At 44.6% G+C, this 24,390-nt stretch carries 22 protein-coding genes, 4 tRNA genes and 1 other RNA gene; 18 read left to right on the forward strand and 9 right to left on the reverse strand.

From position 1 onward, the window contains the following. Positions 1-15: 15 nt before the first annotated feature. Entirely contained in the window at positions 16-387 is a 372-nt protein-coding gene (locus tag WCT25_02415; GenBank protein MFA6536268.1) for a hypothetical protein, read from the forward strand. Positions 388-458: 71 nt separating this feature from the next. After that, a tRNA-Ser gene (locus WCT25_02420) sits at positions 459-546 on the forward strand. Between the two features lie 104 nt (positions 547-650). On the opposite strand, the gene WCT25_02425 is transcribed toward WCT25_02420, so the two are convergent. The 4 genes from WCT25_02425 to WCT25_02440 all read right to left on the reverse strand — a co-directional run bounded on the left by WCT25_02425 (position 651) and on the right by WCT25_02440 (position 4,401). Then, positions 651-2,396, reverse strand: a complete 1,746-nt coding sequence (locus WCT25_02425; GenBank protein MFA6536269.1) for a DUF2326 domain-containing protein — start codon at positions 2,394-2,396, stop codon at positions 651-653. Next, positions 2,389-2,613, reverse strand: a complete 225-nt coding sequence (locus WCT25_02430) for an ABC-three component system middle component 6 (GenBank protein ID MFA6536270.1) — start codon at positions 2,611-2,613, stop codon at positions 2,389-2,391. Before WCT25_02430 ends, WCT25_02425 begins: the two co-directional genes overlap by 8 nt. After that, a complete protein-coding gene (locus WCT25_02435) occupies positions 2,610-3,347 on the reverse strand; it encodes an ABC-three component system protein (GenBank protein ID MFA6536271.1) in 738 nt (245 codons plus the stop codon). Before WCT25_02435 ends, WCT25_02430 begins: the two co-directional genes overlap by 4 nt. A gap of 64 nt (positions 3,348-3,411) precedes the next feature. Continuing rightward, the gene (locus tag WCT25_02440) at positions 3,412-4,401 is read right to left on the reverse strand and encodes a recombinase family protein (protein MFA6536272.1); all 990 of its coding nucleotides are present in this window, start codon (positions 4,399-4,401) and stop codon (positions 3,412-3,414) included. A gap of 384 nt (positions 4,402-4,785) precedes the next feature. Between WCT25_02440 and WCT25_02445 the strand changes: the two genes are divergently transcribed. The 6 genes from WCT25_02445 (at position 4,786) to WCT25_02470 (ending at position 11,708) form a co-directional block, all read left to right on the forward strand. After that, positions 4,786-6,516 (forward strand): helix-turn-helix domain-containing protein, encoded by a 1,731-nt coding sequence (locus tag WCT25_02445; GenBank protein MFA6536273.1) that lies wholly within the window; start codon positions 4,786-4,788, stop codon positions 6,514-6,516. Between the two features lie 69 nt (positions 6,517-6,585). Further along, on the forward strand, positions 6,586-7,515 hold the full coding sequence (locus WCT25_02450) for a sodium:calcium antiporter (protein MFA6536274.1): 930 nt from the start codon (positions 6,586-6,588) through the stop codon (positions 7,513-7,515). Between the two features lie 177 nt (positions 7,516-7,692). Continuing rightward, positions 7,693-8,205, forward strand: coding sequence for a CYTH domain-containing protein (locus tag WCT25_02455; GenBank protein MFA6536275.1), 513 nt, complete (start codon positions 7,693-7,695; stop codon positions 8,203-8,205). 122 nt (positions 8,206-8,327) lie between these two features. Continuing rightward, a complete protein-coding gene (msrB, locus tag WCT25_02460) occupies positions 8,328-8,738 on the forward strand; it encodes a peptide-methionine (R)-S-oxide reductase MsrB (GenBank protein ID MFA6536276.1) in 411 nt (136 codons plus the stop codon). Further along, a complete protein-coding gene (locus tag WCT25_02465; protein MFA6536277.1) occupies positions 8,735-9,241 on the forward strand; it encodes a DUF192 domain-containing protein in 507 nt (168 codons plus the stop codon). The genes msrB and WCT25_02465 overlap by 4 nt, the downstream gene beginning before the upstream one ends. A 184-nt stretch (positions 9,242-9,425) precedes the next feature. Continuing rightward, on the forward strand, positions 9,426-11,708 hold the full coding sequence (locus WCT25_02470) for an ATP cone domain-containing protein (protein MFA6536278.1): 2,283 nt from the start codon (positions 9,426-9,428) through the stop codon (positions 11,706-11,708). 86 nt (positions 11,709-11,794) lie between these two features. On the opposite strand, the gene WCT25_02475 is transcribed toward WCT25_02470, so the two are convergent. After that, complete coding sequence (locus tag WCT25_02475; GenBank protein ID MFA6536279.1) at positions 11,795-12,193, reverse strand: hypothetical protein; 399 nt, start codon at positions 12,191-12,193, stop codon at positions 11,795-11,797. A gap of 123 nt (positions 12,194-12,316) precedes the next feature. Here WCT25_02475 and rnpB point away from each other — a divergent pair. The 6 genes from rnpB (at position 12,317) to WCT25_02505 (ending at position 19,555) form a co-directional block, all read left to right on the forward strand. Further along, positions 12,317-12,773: RNase P RNA component class A (gene rnpB, locus WCT25_02480), an RNA gene on the forward strand. Positions 12,774-12,973: 200 nt separating this feature from the next. Further along, positions 12,974-15,049, forward strand: a complete 2,076-nt coding sequence (locus WCT25_02485; protein MFA6536280.1) for a tetratricopeptide repeat protein — start codon at positions 12,974-12,976, stop codon at positions 15,047-15,049. Positions 15,050-15,074: 25 nt separating this feature from the next. Beyond that, positions 15,075-16,751 (forward strand): lipid II flippase MurJ, encoded by a 1,677-nt coding sequence (locus tag WCT25_02490; protein ID MFA6536281.1) that lies wholly within the window; start codon positions 15,075-15,077, stop codon positions 16,749-16,751. 39 nt (positions 16,752-16,790) lie between these two features. After that, positions 16,791-18,671, forward strand: coding sequence for a translation elongation factor 4 (gene lepA, locus WCT25_02495; protein MFA6536282.1), 1,881 nt, complete (start codon positions 16,791-16,793; stop codon positions 18,669-18,671). Between the two features lie 77 nt (positions 18,672-18,748). After that, a complete protein-coding gene (locus tag WCT25_02500; GenBank protein MFA6536283.1) occupies positions 18,749-18,970 on the forward strand; it encodes a hypothetical protein in 222 nt (73 codons plus the stop codon). Positions 18,971-19,180: 210 nt separating this feature from the next. Further along, the gene (locus WCT25_02505; GenBank protein ID MFA6536284.1) at positions 19,181-19,555 is read left to right on the forward strand and encodes a hypothetical protein; all 375 of its coding nucleotides are present in this window, start codon (positions 19,181-19,183) and stop codon (positions 19,553-19,555) included. Positions 19,556-19,568: 13 nt separating this feature from the next. Here WCT25_02505 and WCT25_02510 read toward each other — a convergent pair. Beyond that, a tRNA-Gly gene (locus WCT25_02510) sits at positions 19,569-19,639 on the reverse strand. Between the two features lie 99 nt (positions 19,640-19,738). Here WCT25_02510 and WCT25_02515 point away from each other — a divergent pair. The 4 genes from WCT25_02515 to WCT25_02530 all read left to right on the forward strand — a co-directional run bounded on the left by WCT25_02515 (position 19,739) and on the right by WCT25_02530 (position 20,807). Then, entirely contained in the window at positions 19,739-19,972 is a 234-nt protein-coding gene (locus tag WCT25_02515; protein ID MFA6536285.1) for a glutaredoxin family protein, read from the forward strand. A 103-nt stretch (positions 19,973-20,075) separates the two neighbouring features. Further along, positions 20,076-20,147 (forward strand) — tRNA-Arg (locus WCT25_02520). 270 nt (positions 20,148-20,417) lie between these two features. Beyond that, positions 20,418-20,696, forward strand: coding sequence for a hypothetical protein (locus WCT25_02525; GenBank protein ID MFA6536286.1), 279 nt, complete (start codon positions 20,418-20,420; stop codon positions 20,694-20,696). 35 nt (positions 20,697-20,731) lie between these two features. Next, a tRNA-Phe gene (locus tag WCT25_02530) sits at positions 20,732-20,807 on the forward strand. Positions 20,808-20,855: 48 nt separating this feature from the next. Here WCT25_02530 and WCT25_02535 read toward each other — a convergent pair. The 3 genes from WCT25_02535 to WCT25_02545 form a co-directional block, all read right to left on the reverse strand. Next, positions 20,856-21,314 (reverse strand): Hsp20/alpha crystallin family protein, encoded by a 459-nt coding sequence (locus tag WCT25_02535; protein ID MFA6536287.1) that lies wholly within the window; start codon positions 21,312-21,314, stop codon positions 20,856-20,858. Between the two features lie 5 nt (positions 21,315-21,319). Continuing rightward, positions 21,320-22,009 (reverse strand): PrsW family glutamic-type intramembrane protease, encoded by a 690-nt coding sequence (locus WCT25_02540; GenBank protein ID MFA6536288.1) that lies wholly within the window; start codon positions 22,007-22,009, stop codon positions 21,320-21,322. Positions 22,010-22,112: 103 nt separating this feature from the next. Continuing rightward, positions 22,113-24,305, reverse strand: coding sequence for a valine--tRNA ligase (locus tag WCT25_02545; protein MFA6536289.1), 2,193 nt, complete (start codon positions 24,303-24,305; stop codon positions 22,113-22,115). Positions 24,306-24,390: the final 85 nt, after the last annotated feature.

Raw genomic sequence — 24,390 nt, forward strand, 5'->3', positions numbered from 1 at the left:
TAAGAATTAGGAATTATGAATATAGAGAAAAAAATTGAAAAGCCGGAATTCGAGGTTCCAAAAGAGCTGATGGAGGGTTTTTTGGGGGAGATTGCCGAATTCAAGAAAAAAGAAGAGATTGGTAATGTTGGTAGCGGTCATCTGACCGGAATTGTTTTGGAAGATTTGACTGGCGAAGATTTTGCCATGTGGCAGAGAATCAAACATTATCCGCAGGTTGGAAAATTTGACCAAGGTGATCTCGATGCTTATGCAAAGGGTGTTGTGCAGGGTGGTAATAAATCTCGCTTGCAATTTTTTGCCTTTATTCGAAATCGGTTTACGCCTATTTGGATGATGGAGGATTTCGACAAAATGAAGCCGAAAGACTGGGGCGATGAGGAATAGATCGGTTCGATTTGTCTAAGTTCTCAATTTAAGGCAGAATATGGGCTGTCTTGTTAGGTATTTAGGTATAAGGAGGGTTCGCATAGTGGTCTAGTGCACCACGTTGGAAACGTGGCGTGGGGAAACCCACCAAGAGTTCGAATCTCTTACCCTCCGCCAAAAATACCTGTTATCGGATGACCCGAGTATCTCGATAACAGGCCGTAGTTTGGAATAGTTCGAATCCCGCAAGTAATCAACCTCTGCGGGATTCGAACTATCTGTTAGAAACGAAAACCTAGTAAGCTTTGATTTTCGTCTTTGTCGGTCAATGTGATTCGGATAGCGTCGTTAAACTTTTTAGCAAAATCAGTTGAAAATTCACCAGAAGGAATGTCGTCTGAATTGATTGTGCAAATATACTGAAAACCAAGCCTTTCTGATTCTGTTGCGGCGAGCTCAAGTGATTTTGCGACCTGTCTTTCGTCTACCCCGTCAAATATCGTACTATCATGTATGAGAAGGTAATTTTTGACAATACCTGACCATAGTTGTGACAACGTAAGGTCGTAACAAAAGACCTTCATGTAGTCCACGCCTTGACTGCCAGATCTCTCAATTTCCACATTGAACTTGTAGCCACTTTTTTGTATGTCGATAGTCAAACGACCCGGCTTTGAATACAGGGAGTTCGAATTTTTGTTAAACAAACTAATAGCTTTTTCTGAAAACTCTGACCTCTCAACCATGTCCATTCTGGCTTTTTGAGTAAGCTCTTCATGCTCGATTTTTAGAGCACTTTTACCTTCTTCAAAACTACTAAGATTTTTAATAGCAGACTTCACTCTTTCGAGTTTTTCTTTTATCCCGGTTTTCTTTCCTTGCAGTGAATCGTACTCTTCTAACGCGCCGTGGGACTGGAGGAGTCGCATTGTTGCGGACCGTTCTTCAGAAAACTCTTCAACGGTCTTGCGATCCTTAACAATTGCCTGTTCTAATCGTTTAATTTCGTTTTGTAAATACTCCTTACGATTAACGACTATGGTTTCGTGAAAGTTCTCAACATTTTCAAGAGAACGAACAAGTGTGTCTGAGAAGACAACCCCTGCCTTAGTATATAAATCCTGGACCTTTTTTATAGAAACATCCTCTTCAATTTGTATTGTTTTTTGATATTCCCTTAGAATCCTTTCGTTTGTATTAATTTTATTTAAGAGTGCGTGTATTTTTTGTGTGAATTCATCAGCCTCTTTCTGAACCTCTTTGTATTGGGGATGAACTTTGAAATCCTTTAGCTGAGACTCGAGAGTAAGCAACTCTTCGGCCAATCTAACTCTTTCAGCATGAAGTTCACCCATAGTACCTACAGCGTCCTCTAAGAGGCCTTGCCGAGCGGCCTTTCGTAGTTCATCGAGAGTGTTTTCTCTGTCTTTTATAACCTGAAAATCCTTTGCGTATTCCCAGTTTATTCCGAGTAGATAATTATTGTTTATTTGCACACCCCACTCTCTTTGCTGTGGAAAATATTTAAATGGGTTATTAAATGCACCCATACCTTTTCTTGCAGAATATGAAAAAAGGCTTCTGAATGTAGGTGAATATTTTCCTCCCTCTATTGGAAGTTTGAATTTAAAATAACCAAGAATACTTTTCCAATCCTCAATAGATAAACGATTCGTCTTCGTCGTGCCACTATATTGTGGTTGAAGTGGCCATGAAGAAAAATCCCCCTCTATATCTACAGAGCCGTACTCCAAGACACTTCTGTGGACGATAATATTTTTATCGTCCAATACCAACTCTAGACTAAATGTGAATTCATCTAGTTTGCTAATCAGCAGGCCCTTACCAGGATTTGCGTCTGCACCAAGACAAAAATGTATTATCTCAATGAGAAAGCTTTTACCAACTCCATTTCTGGAATCCTTTTTTGTAGACCCGAGAGCCTTGTCTGCAAGCACAACATTAAACCCTTTTTCAAAGGTCACTTCTCGAAAAGATTGCTTATTACTAAAAACTCTTTTAATCATATTGAATTAAAATCCCTTCTCGAATATCCACGGCCTTAAGTATGTATAGAAAATCGAGAGTCAGAATATATTTCTCAAAAGTGTTTATCTCAGTGTCACTACGAATACGCTCCCAGAGTGAAGAAACCGTGTCTCCTCTGTGGAATTTTTCTAGGATAATCGCCCCTAGCCCGAGGAGCGAATTTCGAAGATAAATATTTTTGTTAGGTAATATCATATTTCAAAAATGTCACATATCTCAAAAAAATAAACAATGACTGAAAGCGCGGAAGCTTGGGCCTTGCTGTTTCTTGAGTTGCCTGAAGCGAATCTCAGCAATTCAATGAAAATTGCATCTCCGTCGATATTTTGATTCTTTAATTCATTATACTTATAAACTAATCCGGTCTTTAGCTTATCCGCAAAAAACATATCGGGGTTAGTGTTCAGATAATTTTTAACCTCTTGAACACGACTCATACCTGTCGTGATTAGATTCTCAGTATCTATTGAAAGGCTATTTTTCTGTATTTTATCTTTTGGTTTAATGAAAGAAATTGAGTCATCAGAAACCCCACTATTTTGTATTAAATAACTTATGGTTACCTCTAATTCTGCAAAGGTCACGTTTGGCATTTCTTCACGAATCGCATCTTGCACTGACTGCTCGTGATCTTTTTTGATACTCCTCAATTTTTCAACTACATACTCCGTCTCATTTTTATCGATCTTTGTGTGATCTGTCGGACAAAGTAAAATAAGATTATCCTCGGCATCACGCTGTATTTCAGACATTGCAGAATCGTAACGAGCTGACCCAGGCTGATCCCCGCAGATATGTGCTTCTTCACCAAGAATTATGTCCGTTTCAGTTGAATCTTTCGTACGCTCGAAAAGCACAGTCTTGCATATGGAACATCGGCCACCACTTTTACCCCATAATTTTTTACGAACAATAATAGTGATTCCCATGTGTACATTTTATCTCACTTATTCTTTTTTGTGAACGTATGGATGACGGTATTTTATTCAGTGCTTACTCAATTGTCACCACCCTTTTCAGGACTTTGATTCTTGATTTGAAACACCCCATCAGCTCACGCCTCTCCTCATTCGTTCCTTCCCGTAGTATGTACTTGGCGTATGTTTTCAAATCGATATCTTCATGCTCATTGTTCATTTTTGAGAAACCGAGCACTCCGCGTTGGAATTTATTGAAACGTTTCAATTCTTCTTCAAACTTTATTTGTATACCAACCTCATTGATGTTTATCTTGTCCAAGATTTTTGTCAGTTGTTCTGTCAGCTCGTCCTCTCTTATATATGGATTTTTACAGTGCCGGTCTTTTGATCTTCCACACCCATAGTAAATATATTTTGCTACAGTTCCATCTTTGAGTTGTTTATACTTCTCTTCTGCTGATATGCCTGATTCACATAATCCGCAAACCATCAGTTTGGTAAATGCGAATTCATGACTCTTTCTTTTAATGTTATCTCGCTTGAGTTGTTCTTGTACTTTATCGAACAATTCTTTCGTCATGATTGGTTCGTGTTTACCCTGATACCAGTTTCCTGATTTTTTTGGATATTCAAATGTTCCGTAATAAATTGGATTTTGTAATGTTCTAAATACGTTACTTAGTGCCATGTTGTGGTTGCCTATGCTTTTGAAGTTAATTTCAAATTTGAGCCACTGATGTATTTTTCGACCCGACCATTTATCATGCGCCATCTTCTCAAACATCCTTTTTACAATCGGCGCACGTTCGGGGTCTATAATAATTTGGCACTTCTTGTCCATGTGCTTCTGATTGAGATAACCGACTGGTGCAACTCCGGGCCACAACCCCATTTCAACCCTCGTTCGTAGTCCACGCTTCACGTTGATGCCTCGGTTATCGTTCTCGAGCTTGGCTTGTCCACCCAATATAGTGAGGAGGAATTTTTCGTTTGGATTGTCTCTGAAGCTCTGACTGAATGTTCTGATTTCCGTGAGCTTCCCAGCATCCATCAGATCTACCACCCGAATAAATTCGTAAGGTTAAACCTTACGGAAATATATAGCACATCCGGAGTTATATGCACCATGGATGCTTGTGCTTGCGCTTGTATATCGCAGCCTCACAACAATTCTTGGCGGATATATCACAGCAAGACTTGCCCCTACGAGTCCGATGCGTCATGTTTATGCACTAGCTGTGCTTGGATTTGTCGGTGGTGTAGCGGGAGCTATAAATGGGTGGGGCTATGGCAATCATTGGTATCCAGTTTTGCTTGCAGTTACCGGACCATTGTTTGTGTGGTTTGGCGGAAAATGGCAAACCCGCTCGCGGTTATAAAGGTATAAATGGGACCGGCCACTATTTGAGACTATGTAATCCCTCTCAAATATGGGACAATTTTGGGTATGACGCAAAATGAAGCTCTGGATATTTTGAAAACCGGGGCGAATGTGTTTTTGACAGGCGAGCCGGGGAGCGGAAAGACTCACACGGTAAATCAGTACGTCGCTTGGCTTCGTGAACGAGGAATTGAACCTTCGATTACTGCTTCGACCGGCATTGCCGCCACTCACATTGGCGGTTTTACCATTCATTCGTGGAGTGGAATCGGGATTAAACGAAGGCTCGACCAGTATGAGCTCGATAAAATTGCCAGCAATAAAAGAGTCTATCAGAGAGTTTCCGGCGCGCGGATTTTGATAATTGATGAAGTTTCGATGCTTTCCGACAAGACGCTCGGTATGGTGGATGCGGTTTGTCGGGAAATTCGACGGAACGATGAACCGTTCGGCGGTTTGCAGGTTATTTTTGTCGGAGATTTTTTTCAGCTTCCTCCGATAAATAAGCGTGAGCGAAATGATGATGATGGGTTTGAAATGACCCAGGAATCTTTTATTGAAGAAAATACGCCATTACAATTTGCTTTTGCTTCCTCGGCTTGGCAGAAAGCTCAACCGCTCGTCTGCTATTTATCGGAACAACATCGGCAGGAGGACGTGGAATTTTTAAATTTTCTTTCGGCGGTACGGCGAGGCGAGGTGGAGGAGGCGCATATGGAGCTTTTGCGAAAGCGTTACTCGAAATTTCCGAAAGATGATATTACTCAACTATATTCGCACAATGCCGATGTTGATAATTTGAATTCGGCCGAGCTTTCCAAATTGCCGGAGAAGGAAAAAGTTTTTGAAATGGAAGACGCCGGGCCGGAGCCCTTGGTCGCGTCGCTCAAACGTGGCTGTTTGTCACCGCAATCGCTTTGGCTCAAAGTTGGCGCGCGCGTGATGTTTACCAAAAATGACATTGTCATGCGGAAATTTGCTAATGGTACTTTGGGGACGGTGACCGGCTTTGCCAGGGCAAGCGGAATGCCGATGGTGAAGATTAAATCTGGACGGACGATTGAGGTGGAGCCCACGAGCTGGAATTTGGAAGATGGCGGGCGAATCCTGGCAACTATTACGCAAATTCCTTTGCGGTTGGCTTGGGCGATGACGGTGCACAAAAGTCAGGGGATGTCACTCGATTCGGCGCATATGGATTTGTCGAGCACTTTTGAATACGGACAGGGCTATGTGGCGCTTTCAAGAGTGAGGACGCTTGATGGTTTGTCTTTGGCCGGGTTAAACGCGCGGGCGCTCCAGGTGCACCCGGATATTTTGGAGAAAGATGAGGAGTTTCGCGCCGCCGCCGCGGCGGCGCGAGAAAAGTTCTCTTCGCTTGATTCCACGGAGCTCACCAAATTCCACCACAATTTTATCCGTGCCTGTGGTGGCAGTCTTGAGCCGATTTTCGGTGGCAAAAGGAAAAAGTTGACCAAATCGAAGAAAGTCCCAACCTACGAAGTCACCAAAGGGCTACTTTCTCGCCAGCTTTCGCTTTCGGAAATAGCCGAGGAGCGGAAAATGACGGTCGGTACAATAATGTCGCATCTGGAGACCTTGAAAGACAAGGGAAGTATTAAGCCCGAAAGAGATTGTGGTTATTTACGACCTTTACCTTCCCGCTTTCAAAAAATCGCCAAGGCTTTTAAAACTGCCGGCAAAAAGGATGGCGAATATTTGTTGACCCCTGTCCATGACATCCTTGGCGAGAGCTTTTCTTTCGAAGAAATCCGTCTGGCGCGTTTGTTTATGTAAATTTTAGAAGTGCTTGCTTGTGAGGCAAGGCCTCACAAGTTATGAGATATCTGCTAGAATATAGGATAAATGTTTAATCTGGTACTTTTAGTAATCTCTCTAGTTGTCGTAATCAAAAGCGCGGATTTTGCCATCAAGTACGCGAGCAATTTGGCTACGACCTTGCGGCTACCGAAATACACAGTCGGTTTTATCATCGTGGCCGTGATTTCAATTTTGCCTGAAACTTTCATCGGGATTAACTCGGCGATTCAGGGTGTGCCGGCGTTTGGACTTGGGACGCTCTTCGGTTCGAATGTGGCTGACCTCACTTTAGTTTTTGCCATTATCATTTTTGCCGCCGGGCGGGATATCAAAGTTGGCAGTCGGATTTTGGCAAACAATCGGTTTTATCCTTTTCTTCTGGCTCTGCCGATTTTAATCGGGCTCGATGGTCACTACTCGCGCAGTGAAGGTTGGTTGCTGATTGTTGCCGGACTTTTATTTTTTCTTTGGACTTTGAGACGCGGGCGAAAAGTTTCACCCTTGCCCGGCAAAGGTAAAAATCATTTTTTTAGGAATTTATTTTCTCTGATTTTAAGTATGGGTGTGCTACTGTTCGGCGCATCACTCACGGTGCGTTTTGGAGTAAATTTTGCCGAGGCGATTAAAATTAATCCGGTTCTGATCGGCATGCTCATTGTTGGACTCGGGACAACTCTGCCAGAATTATTTTTTTCTTTGCGTGCCACCAAAGGGAGCGGTGACAGTATGGCGCTCGGCGATGTCTTGGGTACGGTGATTTTTGATGCAACAATCGCGGTTGGTGTGATGGCGGTCATTCGGCCTTTTGATTTTCCGGTTGAGATTGTTTACATCACCGCCGCTTTCATGTTTCTCTCTTCAATTTTGCTTCTCACTCTCATGCGGTCGGACCGAGTGCTCACTAAACACGAAGGTCTCATCCTTTTTCTTTTTTACATCGTTTTTGTCCTAACCGAGTATCTATTCAGTCGATAAATAAGTAAATTTGCAAATTATATATCTCTAATTCGCGCGAATGGTTCCATAGATTGGTTTAGGTTGGTAAACATTAAAGTTTTATGGTCTGGCTGCCCTCGAATTTCAAGAGGTGTATAATATTGAGTGAATTCCTGTCATTAGTTGTCGGTTATTAGTCATAAGTTGCTCTAAATTATGCTCGAACTTGAAAAAACCTATTTAATCAAGTATTTGCCGGCTGATTTTGCCCAAGCTCCAACGAAGGAGGTTATTGATATCTACTATCCTATTTCCGCCAAACATGCGGTCTTGCGTTTGAGGAAGAGCGGTTCCGAGTACGAAATGACCAAAAAGACCGATACCGGGGCGGATAAATCGCAGAAACTGGAGACAACCATTCCTTTAGATCAGGCCGAATACGAGGCGATTGCCCAAGCGCCCGGCAAAAAAGTCAGAAAGATTAGATACTATTATCCTTACGAGGGACTCACTGCCGAGGTTGATGTGTTTCAGGATGAGCTTGCGGGTTTGATCGAAGTTGATTTTGAGTTTGAGACTGCGACCGAGCTCAAAAAATTCGCTATGCCGGACTTTTGTCTGGTCGAGGTGACTGATGAAGATTTTCTCGCTGGCGGGATGCTTTGCGGGAAAAGCTATCGAGATATTGAAAAGGAACTCGGAAGGCTGAAGTACAAGAAAATTGTATAAGGTATTAAGTATAGGTATGGGGAGAAGGAGAAGGTATAAGGTAGATAGTATATGGTATATGGTATGAAGAGAAGAAAGATGGTAATAAATTAAAAAAGAAAAGAGAAATAAGAAAAGAAAAAATGGGGAAGGATTTTAAAAAAACTGAAGAAGATTTAAAGAAAGAATTACCGGTCGACTTGTATCGAGTGGCACGCGAGAAGGGAACCGAGCTGCCTTTCACTGGAAAACTTTTGCACAACAGAGAAAAAGGATTTTACACTTGCGCGGTTTGTGGTGCGAAACTTTTTTCTTCGGATGCGAAATTTGACTCCGGCACGGGTTGGCCAAGTTTTGACCAGCCGATGAATTTAAAAAATGTTGAACTAAGAGAAGATGAAAGTGATGGCATGTCACGCACTGAAGTAATTTGTAAAAAATGCGGTTCACATCTTGGTCATGTTTTTAATGACGGCCCGACTAAAACCGGCGAGAGGTACTGCATCAACTCGGTTTGTCTTGGTTTTGAGAAAGATAATCAGGAAAAAATATGAATGGTAGAAGTGAAGCAATAAGAAGATTGATTTTGTTGATAGCCCTCGTGGCTTTTCTGGTGCTTTCTGGGCTGGCTCTCAAAAAAAGCTTATTTGATAACGCCAAAGAGACGGCCAGTCAGATTTATGAACGCACCGGTGGGGTTTTAGGTGAGCCGAAAAGTGGCGCCGAGACCATCAATGTTCTGATTGCCGATGATGACGCCAAGAGAACCTTAGGTCTGGGTGGTCGCAAGTCTTTGCCGGATGACTCGGTGATGCTTTTTATTTTTCCCAAACCGGATTCGTACGGGATTTGGATGAAAGATATGAAATTTCCGATTGATATTTTTTGGTTAGATGAAAATTTTTCTGTAATTGATGAAAAAATCAATGTCGCGACTTCAACCTATCCGGAAATTTTCTATCCAAACTCAAAAGCGAGCTTCGTGCTTGAAGGAAATGCCGGTTTTGCCGAAAAACGGGGGATTCGAGTTGGTAGTGTTCTGAAATTTTTGAAATAGGTGGTCTAAATTTTTAAGTGGCTGCTCGTTTCTCTGGCTGTGCCGTTTACAGTCGGTTTTTTTTGTTTCGTGGGCGAAAAAAGGTTGTTATCCACTGTTTTTTTCTTTGAAATTTGAGCTACAATATTGATACAAAATTATTATCAAAGTTTTAGGTCGCTCTAAAAAAATTTCTTAAGCTCACATGCCAAAAGACAAAAAAGATTCGAGCAAAGAGGTCGTCTTTATCAAAACAATTCAGAAGCGCGACGGTTCCGTCGTGCCTTTCGAGCTGATTCGCCTTGTCACCGCCATTCATAAAGCGATGTTAGCTTCTGGTGAGGGTTCCGAGAAGGAAGCCGAACTCGTGGCCAACAAAGTTTTTGCTGATTTGGTGCGAATCGCCAGAAAGCACAAGACTTTTCAGCCGACCGTTGAAGGTGTTCAGAACACAGTCGAGACCGAACTGATGCTTTCGGAGTATGTAAAGACTGCCAAGGCCTACATTCTGTACCGAGACAAGCGCGCCAAACTCCGCGAAAAAGGTTTTCAGGTTCCAGCTAAAGTTAAAAAGTTGGCCGAGGAGAGTCAGAACTATTTCCACAACCCTTTGGCCGAGTTTGTTTACTACCGATCATACTCGCGTTGGATTGACGCTGAAGGGCGACGCGAAACTTGGATTGAAACTGTTGACCGCTACCTGGCCTTCATGAAGGAAAATGTTGGCAAGAAATTTAAGGACAGCGAATACAAAGAGTTGCGCGAAGCAATTTTGAATCAAGAGGCGATGCCGTCGATGCGACTGCTTCAGTTTGCCGGTAATGCGGCGCGAGTTTCGAATGTTGCCGCTTACAACTGTTCTTTCATCGCTCCTTCTAAGATTGAAGACTTCGCCGAGATTATGTATATCTCGATGTGTGGAACTGGTGTCGGTTTTTCTGTCGAGAGTCAGAATATTCAAGCTTTGCCACAAATTAAAATGCAGACCGGCAAGATGAATAAAATTTTAACTATTTCTGATGACAAAGAGGGTTGGGCCGATGCGCTTACTGCCGGACTCAGAGCTTGGTTTAACGGTGAAGATATTGCCTTTGATTATTCTCAAATCCGACCGGCTGGCGAAAGATTGAAGACGATGGGTGGCCGAGCCTCCGGACCGGAACCGTTGCGAGCACTTCTGGATTTTTCTCGCGAGAAGATTATGCGCAAGCAGGGCCGACGACTTTCCAACATCGATGCTCATGACATTATCTGCAAGATTGGCGATTGCGTGGTAGCCGGCGGAGTAAGACGAAGCGCTCTGATCTCGCTCTCTGACTTGGATGATGAATTGATGCGGGATTCTAAAAAGGGCCAATTCTATCTGACTGAACCACAAAGAAGCATCGCCAACAACTCGGCCGTTTATACTCATAAGCCGACCAACCCGGAATTTCTTTCTGAATGGGTGGCGCTCATGACTTCCGGCTCCGGCGAACGAGGTATCTTTAACCGAGGCGGTCTGGCTAAGACCCTGCCGGAAAGGCGAATTAAGGCCTTAAAGGGCTATTTGGGCGGCCTTGGCACCAATCCTTGCGGTGAAATTATTCTCCAAAGTAAGCAATTCTGTAATCTTTCCGAAGTTGTGGCCCGCTCTACCGATACCGAGGCGACTTTGATGAAGAAGGTGCGATTGGCAACAATGCTTGGCACCTATCAATCGACTTTGACCAACTTTAAGTATCTTTCAAGTGAATGGAAAGAGCACTGCGAAGCGGAGAGATTGCTCGGTGTCTCGATTACCGGCCAATGGGATTCCAAGGCGGCTCGTGACCCGAAGATTTTGGAGAAACTGCGCAAGGAGACCATTCGGGTCAATCAGATTTTTGCCAAGCGCTTTGGTGTCAATGCTTCGACCTGTATCACTTGCGTTAAACCTTCCGGCACACTTTCTCAATTGGTAGACTCTTCTTCGGGTATGCACCCGCGACATGCTCCTTACTACATTCGCCGAATTCGAATTTCTGCCACCGACTCGCTCTTTAAGATGATGAAGGACCAGGGCATGCCTTTCTATCCGGAAGTCGGCCAAAATCTTGAGAATGCCACGACTTATGTCTTCGAGTTCCCGGTCAAAGCTCCTGAAGGTTCGATTTATAAAGATGACCTCACTGCGCTTCAGCAGCTGGAGCATTGGAAGGTTGTGAAGACCAAGTACACCGAGCACAATCCGTCAGTCACGATTTCAGTTGGCGATGATGAGTGGATTGCCGTAGCCAACTGGCTCTATCAAAATTGGGAAATTATCGGTGGCTTGTCCTTCTTGCCCCGCGACAACCATGTCTACCGTTTGGCCCCGTACGAGACGATTGACGAGAAACGCTACCATGAAATGCTCGCCAAGATGCCAAAGATTGACTTCTCAAAAATTATGACTTATGAAAAGCATGATGAGACGGAGGTGAAAAAAGAATTGGCATGCGTAGCAGGAGTGTGTGAGATAGTCTAGGAAGGTATAAAGTATTAGGTATATAGTATATGGTATAAAAAACGGCGACCACTCTGTGGTCGCCGTTTGGCGTTTTGTCAGAAGACTCAAGCGACTTTCTCGGGCAGTCGGAGTCCTTTGACCTTGTCTGGGTCAAGTTTGCTGCTATTGGGCGGAAAGAGGATGACGGTTTCGCCGGTTATTGAGGAGTTGAGGCAAAGCCGGTGATCGCCATCGATATGACCGCTCGGGCCGATATCGCTTACCGTGTAGATTTCAAGACTTGCGGAGTAGTCAAGGTCCTCCGGGGCGTTGACCCAACTTTTCGGAAGCGGGGGAAATCCTTCACCTTTAGCGAGCCAAGCAAACCTTACATGGAGCTCGTTGGCACTCTCTTCCACTGTAGCGGTCTGGATTTCACCTCGATATAAATAACCCTCGCTTGGGTTTTGAATTTCCATTTGGCCGCCAATAAAGCGGGCTACGGTCTGGGTTGTCAATCGCATAAGGACCTTTCAGGTTGTATCCGTCTCATTTGGATGGGTCTGTACTTGTCTTACCATAAAGTGTCATGCGAGTCAAATGTTTGGATTTGCAAAGGAGACTAAATTGTGCTATACTACAAGGCAGATTCGCGTCGGATAGTTGCGCCAGTTTTGTAAAAAATTGGTGAGGAAAGTCCGAACACTTACGCTCCCGCAAGGGAAGTTAAAATGGTAGCAGCTCCGACGCCCGAAAGGGTACGGAGTCCCGACCGCCGTAAGGCGCGTCGGGGGTAATGCCTGTCTGGAGTAATCCACGAGGTGCGAACAGAGACGCCGCAGACGAAAGAAAGCGGCATCCAAAAGTCGCAAGATTTTTGGATGAGTCTCGATGGTGACATCGAGGGTGCAACGGCCAAACCCTTACCCAAGTGCAAGATCGCACCGCGCGAAGCGCGGAGATTTCGATATTTCGATATATCGATATTTCCGCGCTTCGCGCGGGGAATCGCTCGAGCCTAAAAGCGATTTTAGGCCTAGATAAATAACTATTCATCAATCGCAAGATTGAGGACAGAATTCGGCTTATAGACGCGAATCAACAAAGTCAAAATCCTCCGCCCAAAGCGGAGGATTTTGCTTTTGTGGTTTTTTAAATGTTCTCTCGTGCTCCTATTCGTGTGCCCTATTCGTAAGGGTTCTTAACTGTCTTTATATTCGTATGCCCTATTCGTAAGGGTTCCTAACTTGTTTTATGCCCCGTATCTAATATAATTAAGCCATTATTGATAAGTTTTGAGGCCCATGACAACTATAAAAATTAATACTCCTGGCTCGACTCCGGTAGCGAGCTCGAGTCGTCCTCTACCTTCGCCGAAGTCTTCATTTTTGGAGAAGATTTCTTATCTTCTGATTATTGCCGCTTCGGTTTTGAGTTTGTTGGTCCTAGCACCTCTGCCTTTTGTCTCCCAAAACTCTCTTAAGGTTAGTCTGGTCGCTTGGCTAGTTGCCCTGGCTTTTTGTCTTTGGATTGTCGCCAGACTCAAAGATGGCGTGTTGGTGACTTTCAAGCACCCGATTTTCTGGGCCTTCGGGGTTTTGGCGCTGGTCTATCTGGTCTCTACTTTCGCCTCGTCGGCCTTCCTAACTTCTTTTATCGGATTGGGGAATGAAACCGAAACTTTTGCTTTCGTTTTGATTCTTATAATTCTCTCGATGCTCACCGCCTTTTTGTTCCGTCGACCAGAGCGCATGTTTTACTTTTACGGCTCGATTTTCACCGTTTTTATTTTGGTATCTATTTTCCAATTTATCCGTTTGGCGGAAATTGTTTTCAACTTCAGTTTAATTAAGCTGTCTTTCCTTAGTACCATTACCGTAAATACCATCGGCTCATGGTTCGACTTCGGAGTCTTCTTTGGTTTGGTGGCGGTAGTCTTGCTCTCAACTATCGAAATGTTTAAGCTAAAACACTTCGCTAAGATTTTGGTAGCACTCGCCATCTTAGTCGCCTTGTTCTTCTTGGCCCTGGTTGATTTCGCTTTAGTTTGGTGGTGCATCGGTATTTTTGCCTTAATGCTTCTGGTTTACAGCATTTCCTTTGGTGGCGGAGCGCTCTCGTTTCGATCGTCTGAAGCCACGCCTCTCGGGGCCGAGGTGGCTACGGTCAAGACTCCGAAGATAAGCTTGCCGAGGCGGATTCCGATTATCCCGCTTTTGGTAATGGTGATAACCTTGGTTTTTATTATTGGCGGCAAGCCGATTGCCGGCGCCTTGGCCGATCGTTTCAGTATTAAAAGTCTGGATGTTAGGCCAACGATGATGGCTACTTTGTCACTTGCCAAGTCCAGTGCAGGAGCCAGCCAATTTTTCGGTGTCGGTCCAAACCGATTTTTCTCAGCCTGGGTTTTGAACAAGCCGGCTGAAGTCAATCAGACTGCTTTTTGGAATAGCGACTTTAATTCTGGCTACGGCTTGATCCCGACTGCCATGGTGACGGTTGGCGCTATCGGTACTTTGGCTTGGCTGTTCTTCTTGCTGGTCTTTGTTTATCTCGGTTATTCGGTTTTGAGTTTACCAATTGGTAATCAACTTAATCGCTATCTCACGGTTTCGTCATTTTTCGGTTCGCTTTACTTGCTGGTGATCTTGATTGCTTACACACCGGGGGTTTCGATTGTGACTTTGGCCTTTATCTTCTTCGGTCTGTTTGTTGCCTCAGCCTCGCGTGAGGGCGCAATCTCGATTGGTGCAGTCTCTTTGGTGGAGAAGCCGAAATCGAGCTTTGCTTATGTCTTTGTTTTGGTTTTGGTTTTTATCGCCACGATCGCTTTGGGCTATCTTTATGCCGAACGATTTGCTTCCTCGATTTATTTCAATCAGGGTATCACGGCCTTTGGTGGCGGAGACTTTGATCAAGCTGAAAGTGGAGTCGCTAAAGCGGTGGCCTTGAGCCGAAACGATCTTTACTACCGATCGCTGGCCGATGTTTATTTGGGCAAAATGAATAATTTGGTGTCTGGCAAAAAAGTCACCGGTGAAGAGTTGAGGACACGATTCCAAGCTCTGCTGGGCCAGGCGGAGGCCGTGGCGCTTGAGGCGGTGAAGCTTGACCAGGGTAATTATCAAAACTGGCTGTATTTGGGAAGAATTTATGAGACGATTATGCCGACCAATATTGCGAATGCTTATGAGAATGCCAAGTCTGCTTACAATCAAGCTTTGACCCTAAATCCGAATAGTCCGATGGTCATGGCCTTCCTGGGTCGCCTTGAACTTGGTCGTGGCAATCGCTCCGAGGCCAGAGATTTTCTTAACAAAGCTCTTCTGGCCAAGCCGGATTACTCTGACGCGCAATCGCTGTTAAATCAGTTAAGATAGGTGAGGGGGTAACCTAGGGACTGTAATGGTTAAAAAACTGTTTAGCTTCATAAATCGGGAGATCAACGGTCTTCACGAGGCAGCCTACTTGTTGGGCTTTTTTGCCTTGCTCTCACAGGTCTTGGCTTTGTTTCGAGACCGTCTTTTGGCCAATTATTTCGGGGCTACCAGTTCGCTTGATGTTTATTATGCCGCTTTCCGGGTGCCGGATTTAATTTTCGCTTCGGTGGCCTCGCTGGTTTCCATTTCTGTTTTGATTCCATTTTTGGTCGAGCGTCTGGATAAAAGCAAGGAGGAGGGTAAAGAATTCATCAGCGAAGTTTTCACAATTTTTCTTTTCGTTATTTTGGTCGTAGTGGCGCTGGCTTTTGTCTTGATGCCAGAGCTGATGTCTTGGTTTTTTCCGACTTTAAGTGTCAACCACCCCGAGTTGGTTTTGATGGCTCGAATCATGCTTCTGTCGCCACTTTTTCTCGGCTTTTCAAACTTTTTTGCGAGCATCACCCAGGTTTACAACCGATTTTTCATCTACGCCATCAGTCCGCTTTTATACAACCTTGGGATAATCTTTGGCATTGTCGTCTTACGGCCGATTTTTGGTCTGGCGGGCCTAGCCTATGGGGTGGCAATCGGCGCCGTCATGCATATGGCGATTCAGTTGCCTTTTGTCATTAAGCAGGGGATGTTTCCGATATTAAAACTTAAGATTGCTTTCAGTTCGGTTCGGCGAGTGGTGCTTCTGTCTCTACCTCGAACCATTACCGCCTCCTCAAACGAAATTGCCGAGTTTTTCTTGATTGCCATTGCTTCGACTTTGGCTTTCGGTTCGGTTTCGGTGTTTAATCTGTCATTTAATTTGCAATCGGTCTCGCTTTCGATTATCGGTGTCAGTTACTCCTTGGCGGCCTTTCCGGTTTTGACCCGTCATTTCACCTCCGGTCGGCGTGCCGAGTTTATTGCTCAGATGATTGACTCGGCCAGGCACATTATTTTTTGGTCAGTACCGCTTTCAATTTTGTTCATTGTTTTGCGGGCCCAAATTGTCCGAACAATTTTAGGTTCCGGTCATTTTAACTGGTCTGATACGCGGCTCACGGCTGCTGCACTTGCAATTTTTTCAGTTTCTCTAGTCTGCCAAAATTTGCTTCTGCTTTTCGTACGGTCATATTATTCAAGAGGTCACACCAAGCGACCTTTGGTGATTAACGCCATCTCGGCAATTTTGATGGTGGTTTTGGGCTACGGTCTGACACAGTTCTTCGCTTCTCATCAAATGTTTGCCGACTTTGTCGCGAGTTTGCTTCGAGTTTCCGACATCTCCGGCACAGTGGCCTTGATGTTGCCTTTGGCCTTCTCGATTGGGGCGATTGTGAATCTGGTTATTCATTGGCTGGATTTCTCAAAAGAGTATCGAGAGTTTTCAGCGCCGGTTTTGATCGTCCTTTATCAAACCTTTGCTTCGGCGGTGCTGATGGGCGGGGTAGCATATCTCTTGCTCGGGGTTTTCTCGCGAATTTTTGATCTTAATACGGTTTTCGGGGTATTTTTGCAAGGTTTCGGAGCGGGCTTGGGTGGAATACTTACTTATGTCATAATCCTCAGACTGCTTAAAAGTCGAGAGCTTGGTGAAGTGTGGCGGACTTTGCACCACAAGATTTGGAAGACTAAATTGGTTAGTCTCGAGCAACCGGAGCTTAGTTAGGGCAGATTCGGCAATTGATGTAATTTGTGAATTGTTGTCATGCAAAACATTAGAAATTTCAGCATCATCGCTCATATTGATCATGGTAAGTCGACTTTAGCCGATCGGCTTTTGGAGTTTACTCACACTATCGAAAAGAGAAAAATGCATGATCAAGTGCTTGATTCGATGGAGCTTGAGCGGGAGCGGGGAATTACTATCAAGATGACACCGGTCCGAATGATTTACAGAGTAAATCATTCAGAAACACCAAATTCTAAATCCGAAGTTCCAAACAAATCTCAAATCCAAAATTCAAATGATCAAGATAATTTCGAGTTTGCAAATTCAGAATATGTTCTGAATCTGATTGATACTCCTGGGCACATCGATTTTTCCTATGAAGTGTCGCGCGCTCTGAAGGCGGTTGAGGGTTCACTACTTTTAGTTGACGCTACGCAGGGTGTGCAGGCTCAAACTCTCACTACGCTCGGCATGGCGCGCGAGCAAGGTCTGGTGATTATTCCGGTTGTCACAAAAATTGATTCGCCTTTGGCAAGAGTTGTCGAAGTTAAGCAAGAATTGGCCAAATTGCTGAATATTTCGGAAGCGGAAATCCTGGAAGTTTCCGGACGAACCGGAGAAGGTGTACCAAAGTTGCTTGAAGAAATTGTGAAGCGGGTTCCACCTCCGAAAGAAGAATTTTCTCAAAGTGGATCTTTTCGGGGTTTGGTTTTTGATTTTCAATACTCCAATCATACCGGCGTGATTGTTTATTTGAGAGTTTTTGATGGGACTGTCACCAAATTCGATAAGTTGCTTTTTTGTGTGGCGGGTGAAAGTTTTTCGCCAATTGAGGTGGGGATTTTTTCTCCTGATTTGAGGCCCCGGGACTCTTTGGGTGCCGGAGAAATCGGTTATATTGTGACAGGAATTAAAAAGCCGGGCATTGCCTCGGTTGGAGACACCATCACTCTCGCCAAAAAGCCTTTGCCGGCACTTTCCGGCTACCAGCGCCCGAAGCCGGTGGTTTGGGCCTCGGTTTATCCCGAAAGTCAGGATGATTTCATATTATTGCGACAGGCGCTCGATCGGCTATGTTTGTCTGATTCGTCTTTCACCTATGAAGAGGAATCGTCTGGACTTCTGGGTCGGGGTTTCCGGTGCGGTTTCTTGGGGATGCTTCATTTGGAAATTATTTCTGAACGATTGCATCGTGAATTTAATTTGAATTTAGTTGTCACGACACCTTCGATTACTTATGAAATTGAAGATAAAAAAGGGAAGCAGATTATTGCCTATTCTCCTTCGGCCTTTCCAGATTACGGCCAGATTGCCAAAGTCTTTGAGCCTTGGGCGGATTTGCAAATAATCTTGCCGGCAGAGTATTTGGGCAATCTGATGTCGTTGCTTTTTGAACATGAGGCGATTGTCGGCGCCACCGAAAATTTTGGCGATAACCGCACCTCGGTCTCGGTCGCGATGCCTTTGCGTGAACTGATGCGCAATTTTTTCGATAAACTTAAGAGTGTCTCCTCCGGTTTTGCGTCGTTGTCTTATCAAATCGGCGAGAGCAAGGAGGCTGATGTTGTTCGGTTGGAAATTTTGGTTGCCGACGAGCCGGTACCGGCGTTCTCCAGAATCGTTTCGCGGAAGAGAGTTGAATTGGAGTCGGAGGAGGCTGTAGAAAAGCTTTACAAAATTTTACCTCGACAGATGTTTACTACGAAAATTCAAGGACAGGCCTTGGGTCGGATTATTTCTTCTCGAACTATTTCGGCTATGAAAAAGGATGTCACGCAACATATGTATGGTGGCGATATTACTCGTAAGATGAAACTGCGTGAACGACAAAAAGAAGGCAAAAAGAGAATGAAGGCGAGAGGTAAGGTTAATATTCCCCAAGATGTCTTTTTGAAAATGTTGAGATCCGGGGAGTAGTCTCGAGTTTGCCGGTTTTGTCAGACGGTTGCAAGGGGAGGGCTTTCTGCTAAGATGTAAAAAGAGAAAGGCCTGATATGATACTTGCAATTTCTACGGCTACGGTCGGTTTCCTTGCGGTGGTGGCTTTGATTTTGGTTTGTCTGGCCGTCAAGATTTGGCGGCGGATGGGCTTGGTCGGGATTATCATCTGGCTGGGAATCTGCTCCGCCTACCTTCTGGGCGCACTTTGGTTTATCGTGGCCTGGCCGTTTGCTTGTTTTCGGAAAGATAAGTCAATAGCCACGGCTCACAAATAGCAAAACAGCCCCCATCTGGGGCTGTTTTTAACTGTCTACTGATAGAGGTTTGGCATGTAGAGGATAATCATACTGATGATGATGAGAATCGACATGATGATCCAGATAATGTTGATTATCTTTTTACTCTTTTTGTGAAAAAGCATATGAGTGGGCTCTGCAGTTATCTGTTATACTAAAAGCGCAGATTAAGGCTATTTTCGCATCTTTATGAGAGAATTTCAAGAAAGGAGAAAAATTAAGCGTCTGATCTATTCCCAGCTGACCTTGGTGGTTTTAATTTTGTTTTTTTTGCTTCTGGTCAAGGCTACTTGGGGAGTTTATGAAAAGAATAAGCTAAGCGCTAATAAATTGACTGAAACCGAGAAAGAATATAATTCGCTCCAGCTTCGCAGGTCAGAACTCGGTGTTAAAGTGAATTCTTTGGAGACTGAATCGGGTGTTGAGGCGGCAATTCGGGAAAAATTTCCGGTGGCCAAGGCGGGGGAGAAGGTGGTTTTTATTGTCGACCAATCGGCGACCAATTCCAGTTCGGAAGCCAAGAGCTCCGGTTTTTGGAGTTGGCTTGTCGGCTTGTTTAAGTAAGGCTCTAATGTTGTGCGGGTAGGGGTAATCGAAACCCCGTCTCATGCTTGGGAAGCACGCATATTGCCACTATACTATACCCGCCTACTGTGAAAATATACCACTAATTTCGGCAGACGATAAGTCTTGAAGTCTTGCGGTTGTGATATAATAATTTGGCTTTATAAATAACTTCTAAACAACATGAAAAATGTGACTATTTATTCGACTGCGACCTGCCACTTTTGCCACCTGGCCAAGGATTTCTTCAATGCTAACGGAGTAAAGTTTACCGATTACAATGTTGGAACCGATTTGGCCAAGAGACAGGAGATGATTGATAAGAGCGGGCAAATGGGGGTGCCGGTGATTGAGATTGGAGATGAGTTAATTGTCGGATTTGACGAGGCGAAGATCTCTAGTTTGTTGGGAATCTAAGGGAAGTATAAGTATAAAGTATAGGTATAAGTATAAAGATAAGACAAAAACCTTGGAGCAGATGCTTCAAGGTTTTTGGTTTGTGTGATATCTTAATTTCATTGCCCTCGTAGTTCAACGGATAGAACAGGCCCGTCCTAAGGGTCTGATGTCAGTTCAATTCTGGCCGAGGGCACAAAACGAAGTTTTGGCCGAGAGCAAGCAACTGCTTGCTTGTGTGCCGGAATTGAAAGGCTTTTCCTTATCGACTCTGGGAGATGGAAAAGCACCTGGCTACGTGGTAGTCAATTCTGGCCGAGGGCACATGAATAAGTGAGTAGTGGGTAGTTTGGGAAGTACTAGATTTCCTGTGCTATAATCATTTTGTCTTTAACAATAAACTAATAATCCCGACGTCAGAAGTCGGGATCCCGACCGAAGCGTTGGGGCTAACTACTCACTTCTTATGAATCCCGACGAAAAACAAATGCTCCGCGATATTGCCGAGCAGGTGGCCGAGAATAATAAACTTCTGCATAAGCTTTATAGCAAGGCCAGATGGGGGACAGTTGTCAGGGCCGCGTACTGGCTCGTGATTATCGGTCTATCGGTGGGGTCGTATTACTTCATCCAGCCCTATGTAAACCAGTTGATGGGTGTCTATAGTGGTTTAGGTGCGGATGTTGGCACTGTAAAAAGCGTGGCCGGTGGAGCGACTGATTTGTTGAAAAATCTCGGCAGATAGGCTAAACTCTCTAGGTCTGGGTCTGCCAGATAAATGCCGAGATAGCTCAGTTGGTAGAGCATTCCCCTGAAGAGGGAAGGGTCCCCAGTTCGAACCTGGGTCTCGGCACCAAAATATTAAAACAAAACCAAAACCGCCCTAGGGCGGTTTTGGTTTGGCTTATGAATTTGATTTGACCCGGAGTTTGGTTTGCTTGCCTTTGTCAATCTTCGGCAGACGAATCGTAAGGAGGCCGTGTTTCTCGGAAGCATCGGCTTCGTCGGCTTGGACCTCGGCCGGTAGGAGAATGGTCCTAGAAAATGAGCCCCAATAGAGTTCCTTGACGAAATAATCCTCGTCAGCTACCTCGTGGGTTTCTTCACGGGTGCCTTTGATTGTCACCATATCTCTGGTGATGGAAATATCGAGGTCTTCCGGTTTGACTCCGGCGACCATGGCCTTGACGATAATTTCATTGGGGGTCTGATGGACATCAACTGTCAGCTGGCCGACATCGCCACCTTCCTCCAGCCAATTTTCACCTTTTTCCTCAATCTCGGAGCCGGCATCGTCATTCATCGCCTTCTCATCAAGTCGAATAGTACCGGTTAATTTTTCAAAAAAAGATCTCTTGGCCATATGATTTAATTTTTAAACTTGCTAATGGTTTTTACTTTTTCAAAGATTAGGATAAGTAGAATTATCGTCATCCAAACGACTGAAAAGACGGCAATTACTTTCTCATTACTTACATCTATTATAAAAGAGTTGAAGAGGGTGTGCAATGTAATGGCGAGGACAACCCCGAGAATAAGGAACCAGTTCTTTATCTTTCGACTGCGGTAGTAGACCAAGGCCATGGAGGCGCCCAAAATCCCTGAGGTGCAGACATGGAGCAAGCTGGCGCCTACAAAGCGGAGGTTTCCGGAGATTAAGGAACCAATAATGTCGCCTTTCAATAGTGGGGTGATGATGAACAGGGTATTTTCCAAGGCGGCAAAGCCTAGGGCGGCGGTGATGAGGTAGATCATTGGGTCGAGCGGTTCGTCGCAGTGTTTACTTTCTAAGCAGAAAGCGGCGGCAACAAATTTGAGCATTTCCTCGATTGTGGCCCAGATTATGATAGTCATGAGCAATGAGAGGCGATAATCAGAGACCTGGCTCTCCAGCCAGCCGGCGACTGGCACCACAATCATACCGGCCAAAAAAGCCGACAGGAGCATGCCTCGCGGTTCGGGGTGAAGGCGGTCTTCTCTAATCCAAAACCAGAGCCAGAAAAGTGCCGGTAGAATCCCGCCCAGCATTGCCCAAATTATAGTGTTGATAGAAAACATGTTTAGCTAGTTTATAGTGAGTAGTTTGTAGTGGGTAGTGGGGAGAGTGAATGCTAGCTGATTTTTTACAACTGCAAACTACTCACTACGCACTACCAACTAATTAGATTGGCCACTTTGAGACCATCAGTAATTGCTGGTCGGTGATTTCCTTTGCTAGGTTGGACCAGATTTCCTCGGTCACAAAAGGGATGAAGGGGTGAAGAGTAATCAGGAGTTTTTGCAGAGTGTGGAGTAAAAATTGTGCGCGGGAATTTTTTTCGGCTTCAGTGCCAGTCGCGAAAATTGTTTTGGTCTCCTCGAGAATTATATCAGCCAAATTGTGCCAAGTGTAGTGGTATAGCTTTTCGCCAACCAGGTAAAATTTATACTCGTCCATTTCTTTGGTGATTTCGGTAATTAGAGCATCTCGTTCTTTGATTAAAGTCGAGTCTTTTTCGGTGTAAGTCTTGAAATTGGCATCAAATTTATGGCCGGATGTTTTCTCCAAAATAAATCGGGTGATGTTCCAAAGCTTGTTGGCAAAATTCTTGTAACCGCGAATTTTATCCTCGGAAAGCGCAAGTGAAGTGCCTGGCGTGTTACCGATTACCATGCCCATTCGGAAAGCATCAGTGCCAAATTTGTCGGTCAGGTCGAGTGGATTGATGACATTGCCTTTGCTCTTGCTCATCTTTTGACCCTTAGCGTCGAGAACCAGGCCGTGCAAGTAAACGGTTTTAAATGGAATTTTTCCGGTGCGGTAAAGTCCCAGCATAATCATTCTTGATACCCAAAAGAAGATGATTTCGCCAGCAGTTTCCATCACATCCGTTGGGTAATAATCCTTGAAGTCTTTACTGTCCGGGAAACCGAGAGTGGCAAAAGGCCATTGCCCCGACGAGAACCAGGTATCAAAGGTATCGTTGTCCTGTCTTAACTGGCCACCACATTTTTCGCACTTCTCTAATTTATTGTCTAAATCGACAAAGCCATCATTGCAGGAGTCGCAGATTTTGGCCGGAATTGGGATACCCCAGACAATTTGACGAGAAATATTCCAGTCAATGATATTTTCCAACCAGTGGACACTGATTTTTTCATAATGTTCCGGAATATATTTAATCTCGCCGCTTTTGATAACATTGAGCGCTTTTTCGGCGAGCGGCTTCATTCTGATAAACCACTGGCTTTTGATTTGAGGCTCGATTGTCGTGCCACATTTGTAGCAGGTGCGAACGACATGCTTGTACTTTTCATCGATTTTTTCTACTAAACCTTTGGCTTTAAGTTTCTCAATGATTAGCGGTCGGGCTTTATTGATGCTCATTCCGGCAAATTCGCCAGCAATCGGCAATAGCTTGCCTCGTTCGTCGATGACCTGTTCTTTGTCCAAATTATGTCTCTCGGCAATTTCAAAGTCTACTGGGTCGTGCCACGGAGTGATGGTCATGACGCCGGTGCCAAATTCCATATCGATAGCCTCGTCTTTGACGACGGTCGCGGTGATTGGGCCATTTATCCACTCGAGCTCGATTTTCTGGCCGTCTTTGTACTCGGCATAACGCTTATCTTTCGGATGCATGACAACATATTTGTCGCCGAATTTGGTTTCTGGGCGCGCGGTGGAAATTGTAAATGGTCCGTATTTCAAATAATAAAATTGGTCGATTTTTTCTTCGTCCTTGATTTCCAGGTCGGAAAAAGAAGTTTGGTGTTTGGGGCACCAGCTGATGATTTTCTTACCTCGATAGAGTAGTTTGTCGTCGGAGAGTTGCTTGAAAGTCTGATAAACGGTTTTGACGATATTCTCATCAAGGGTAAATCTTTCGCGCGACCAATCACACGAAGCGCCAATTTTTCGGACTTGCGACTTGATGTTGCTGGAATTTTTCAGAGTGAAGTCGAGAATTTCCTGGTAGAGTTTTTTAGGTTCGATTTCAAAACGCGAGCGACCTTCTTTTTCCAATTGTTTTTCATAAACTACCTGCGTCTCAAAACCGGCATGGTCGAGTCCGGGTAGCCAGAGGGTTTTGAAGCCCTTGAGGCGCTTGTAGCGGATGATGATGTCCTCGATAGTCATAACCAAGCCGTGGCCGGCATGAAGCGAGCCGTTGGCATTGGTCGGGGGCATTATTAGGGTGAAGTGAGTAGTGGGTAGTGAGTAGTGAGTAGTGGGGAGGTTGTCAGGATTGAAAAAACCGCTCTTTTCCCAGAGCTGGTAAATTTTCTCCTCGGTCTCCTTGGGGTCGTAGGGTTTTAGGAATTTCTCAGGGATATTATACAAATTTTGGATTTCGGGTTTTGGGTCCGCCATCGCCAAATCATAGCAAAAAATATGGCTTAAAACAAAAAACAAACCCCGGTCGCAAATGCGATCGGGGTTGCCACGACTTTTGGTG

This window comes from Candidatus Paceibacterota bacterium (genome assembly GCA_041666545.1).
Classification (GTDB): domain Bacteria; phylum Patescibacteriota; class Minisyncoccia; order Phycocordibacterales; family JBAYGS01; genus JBAYGS01.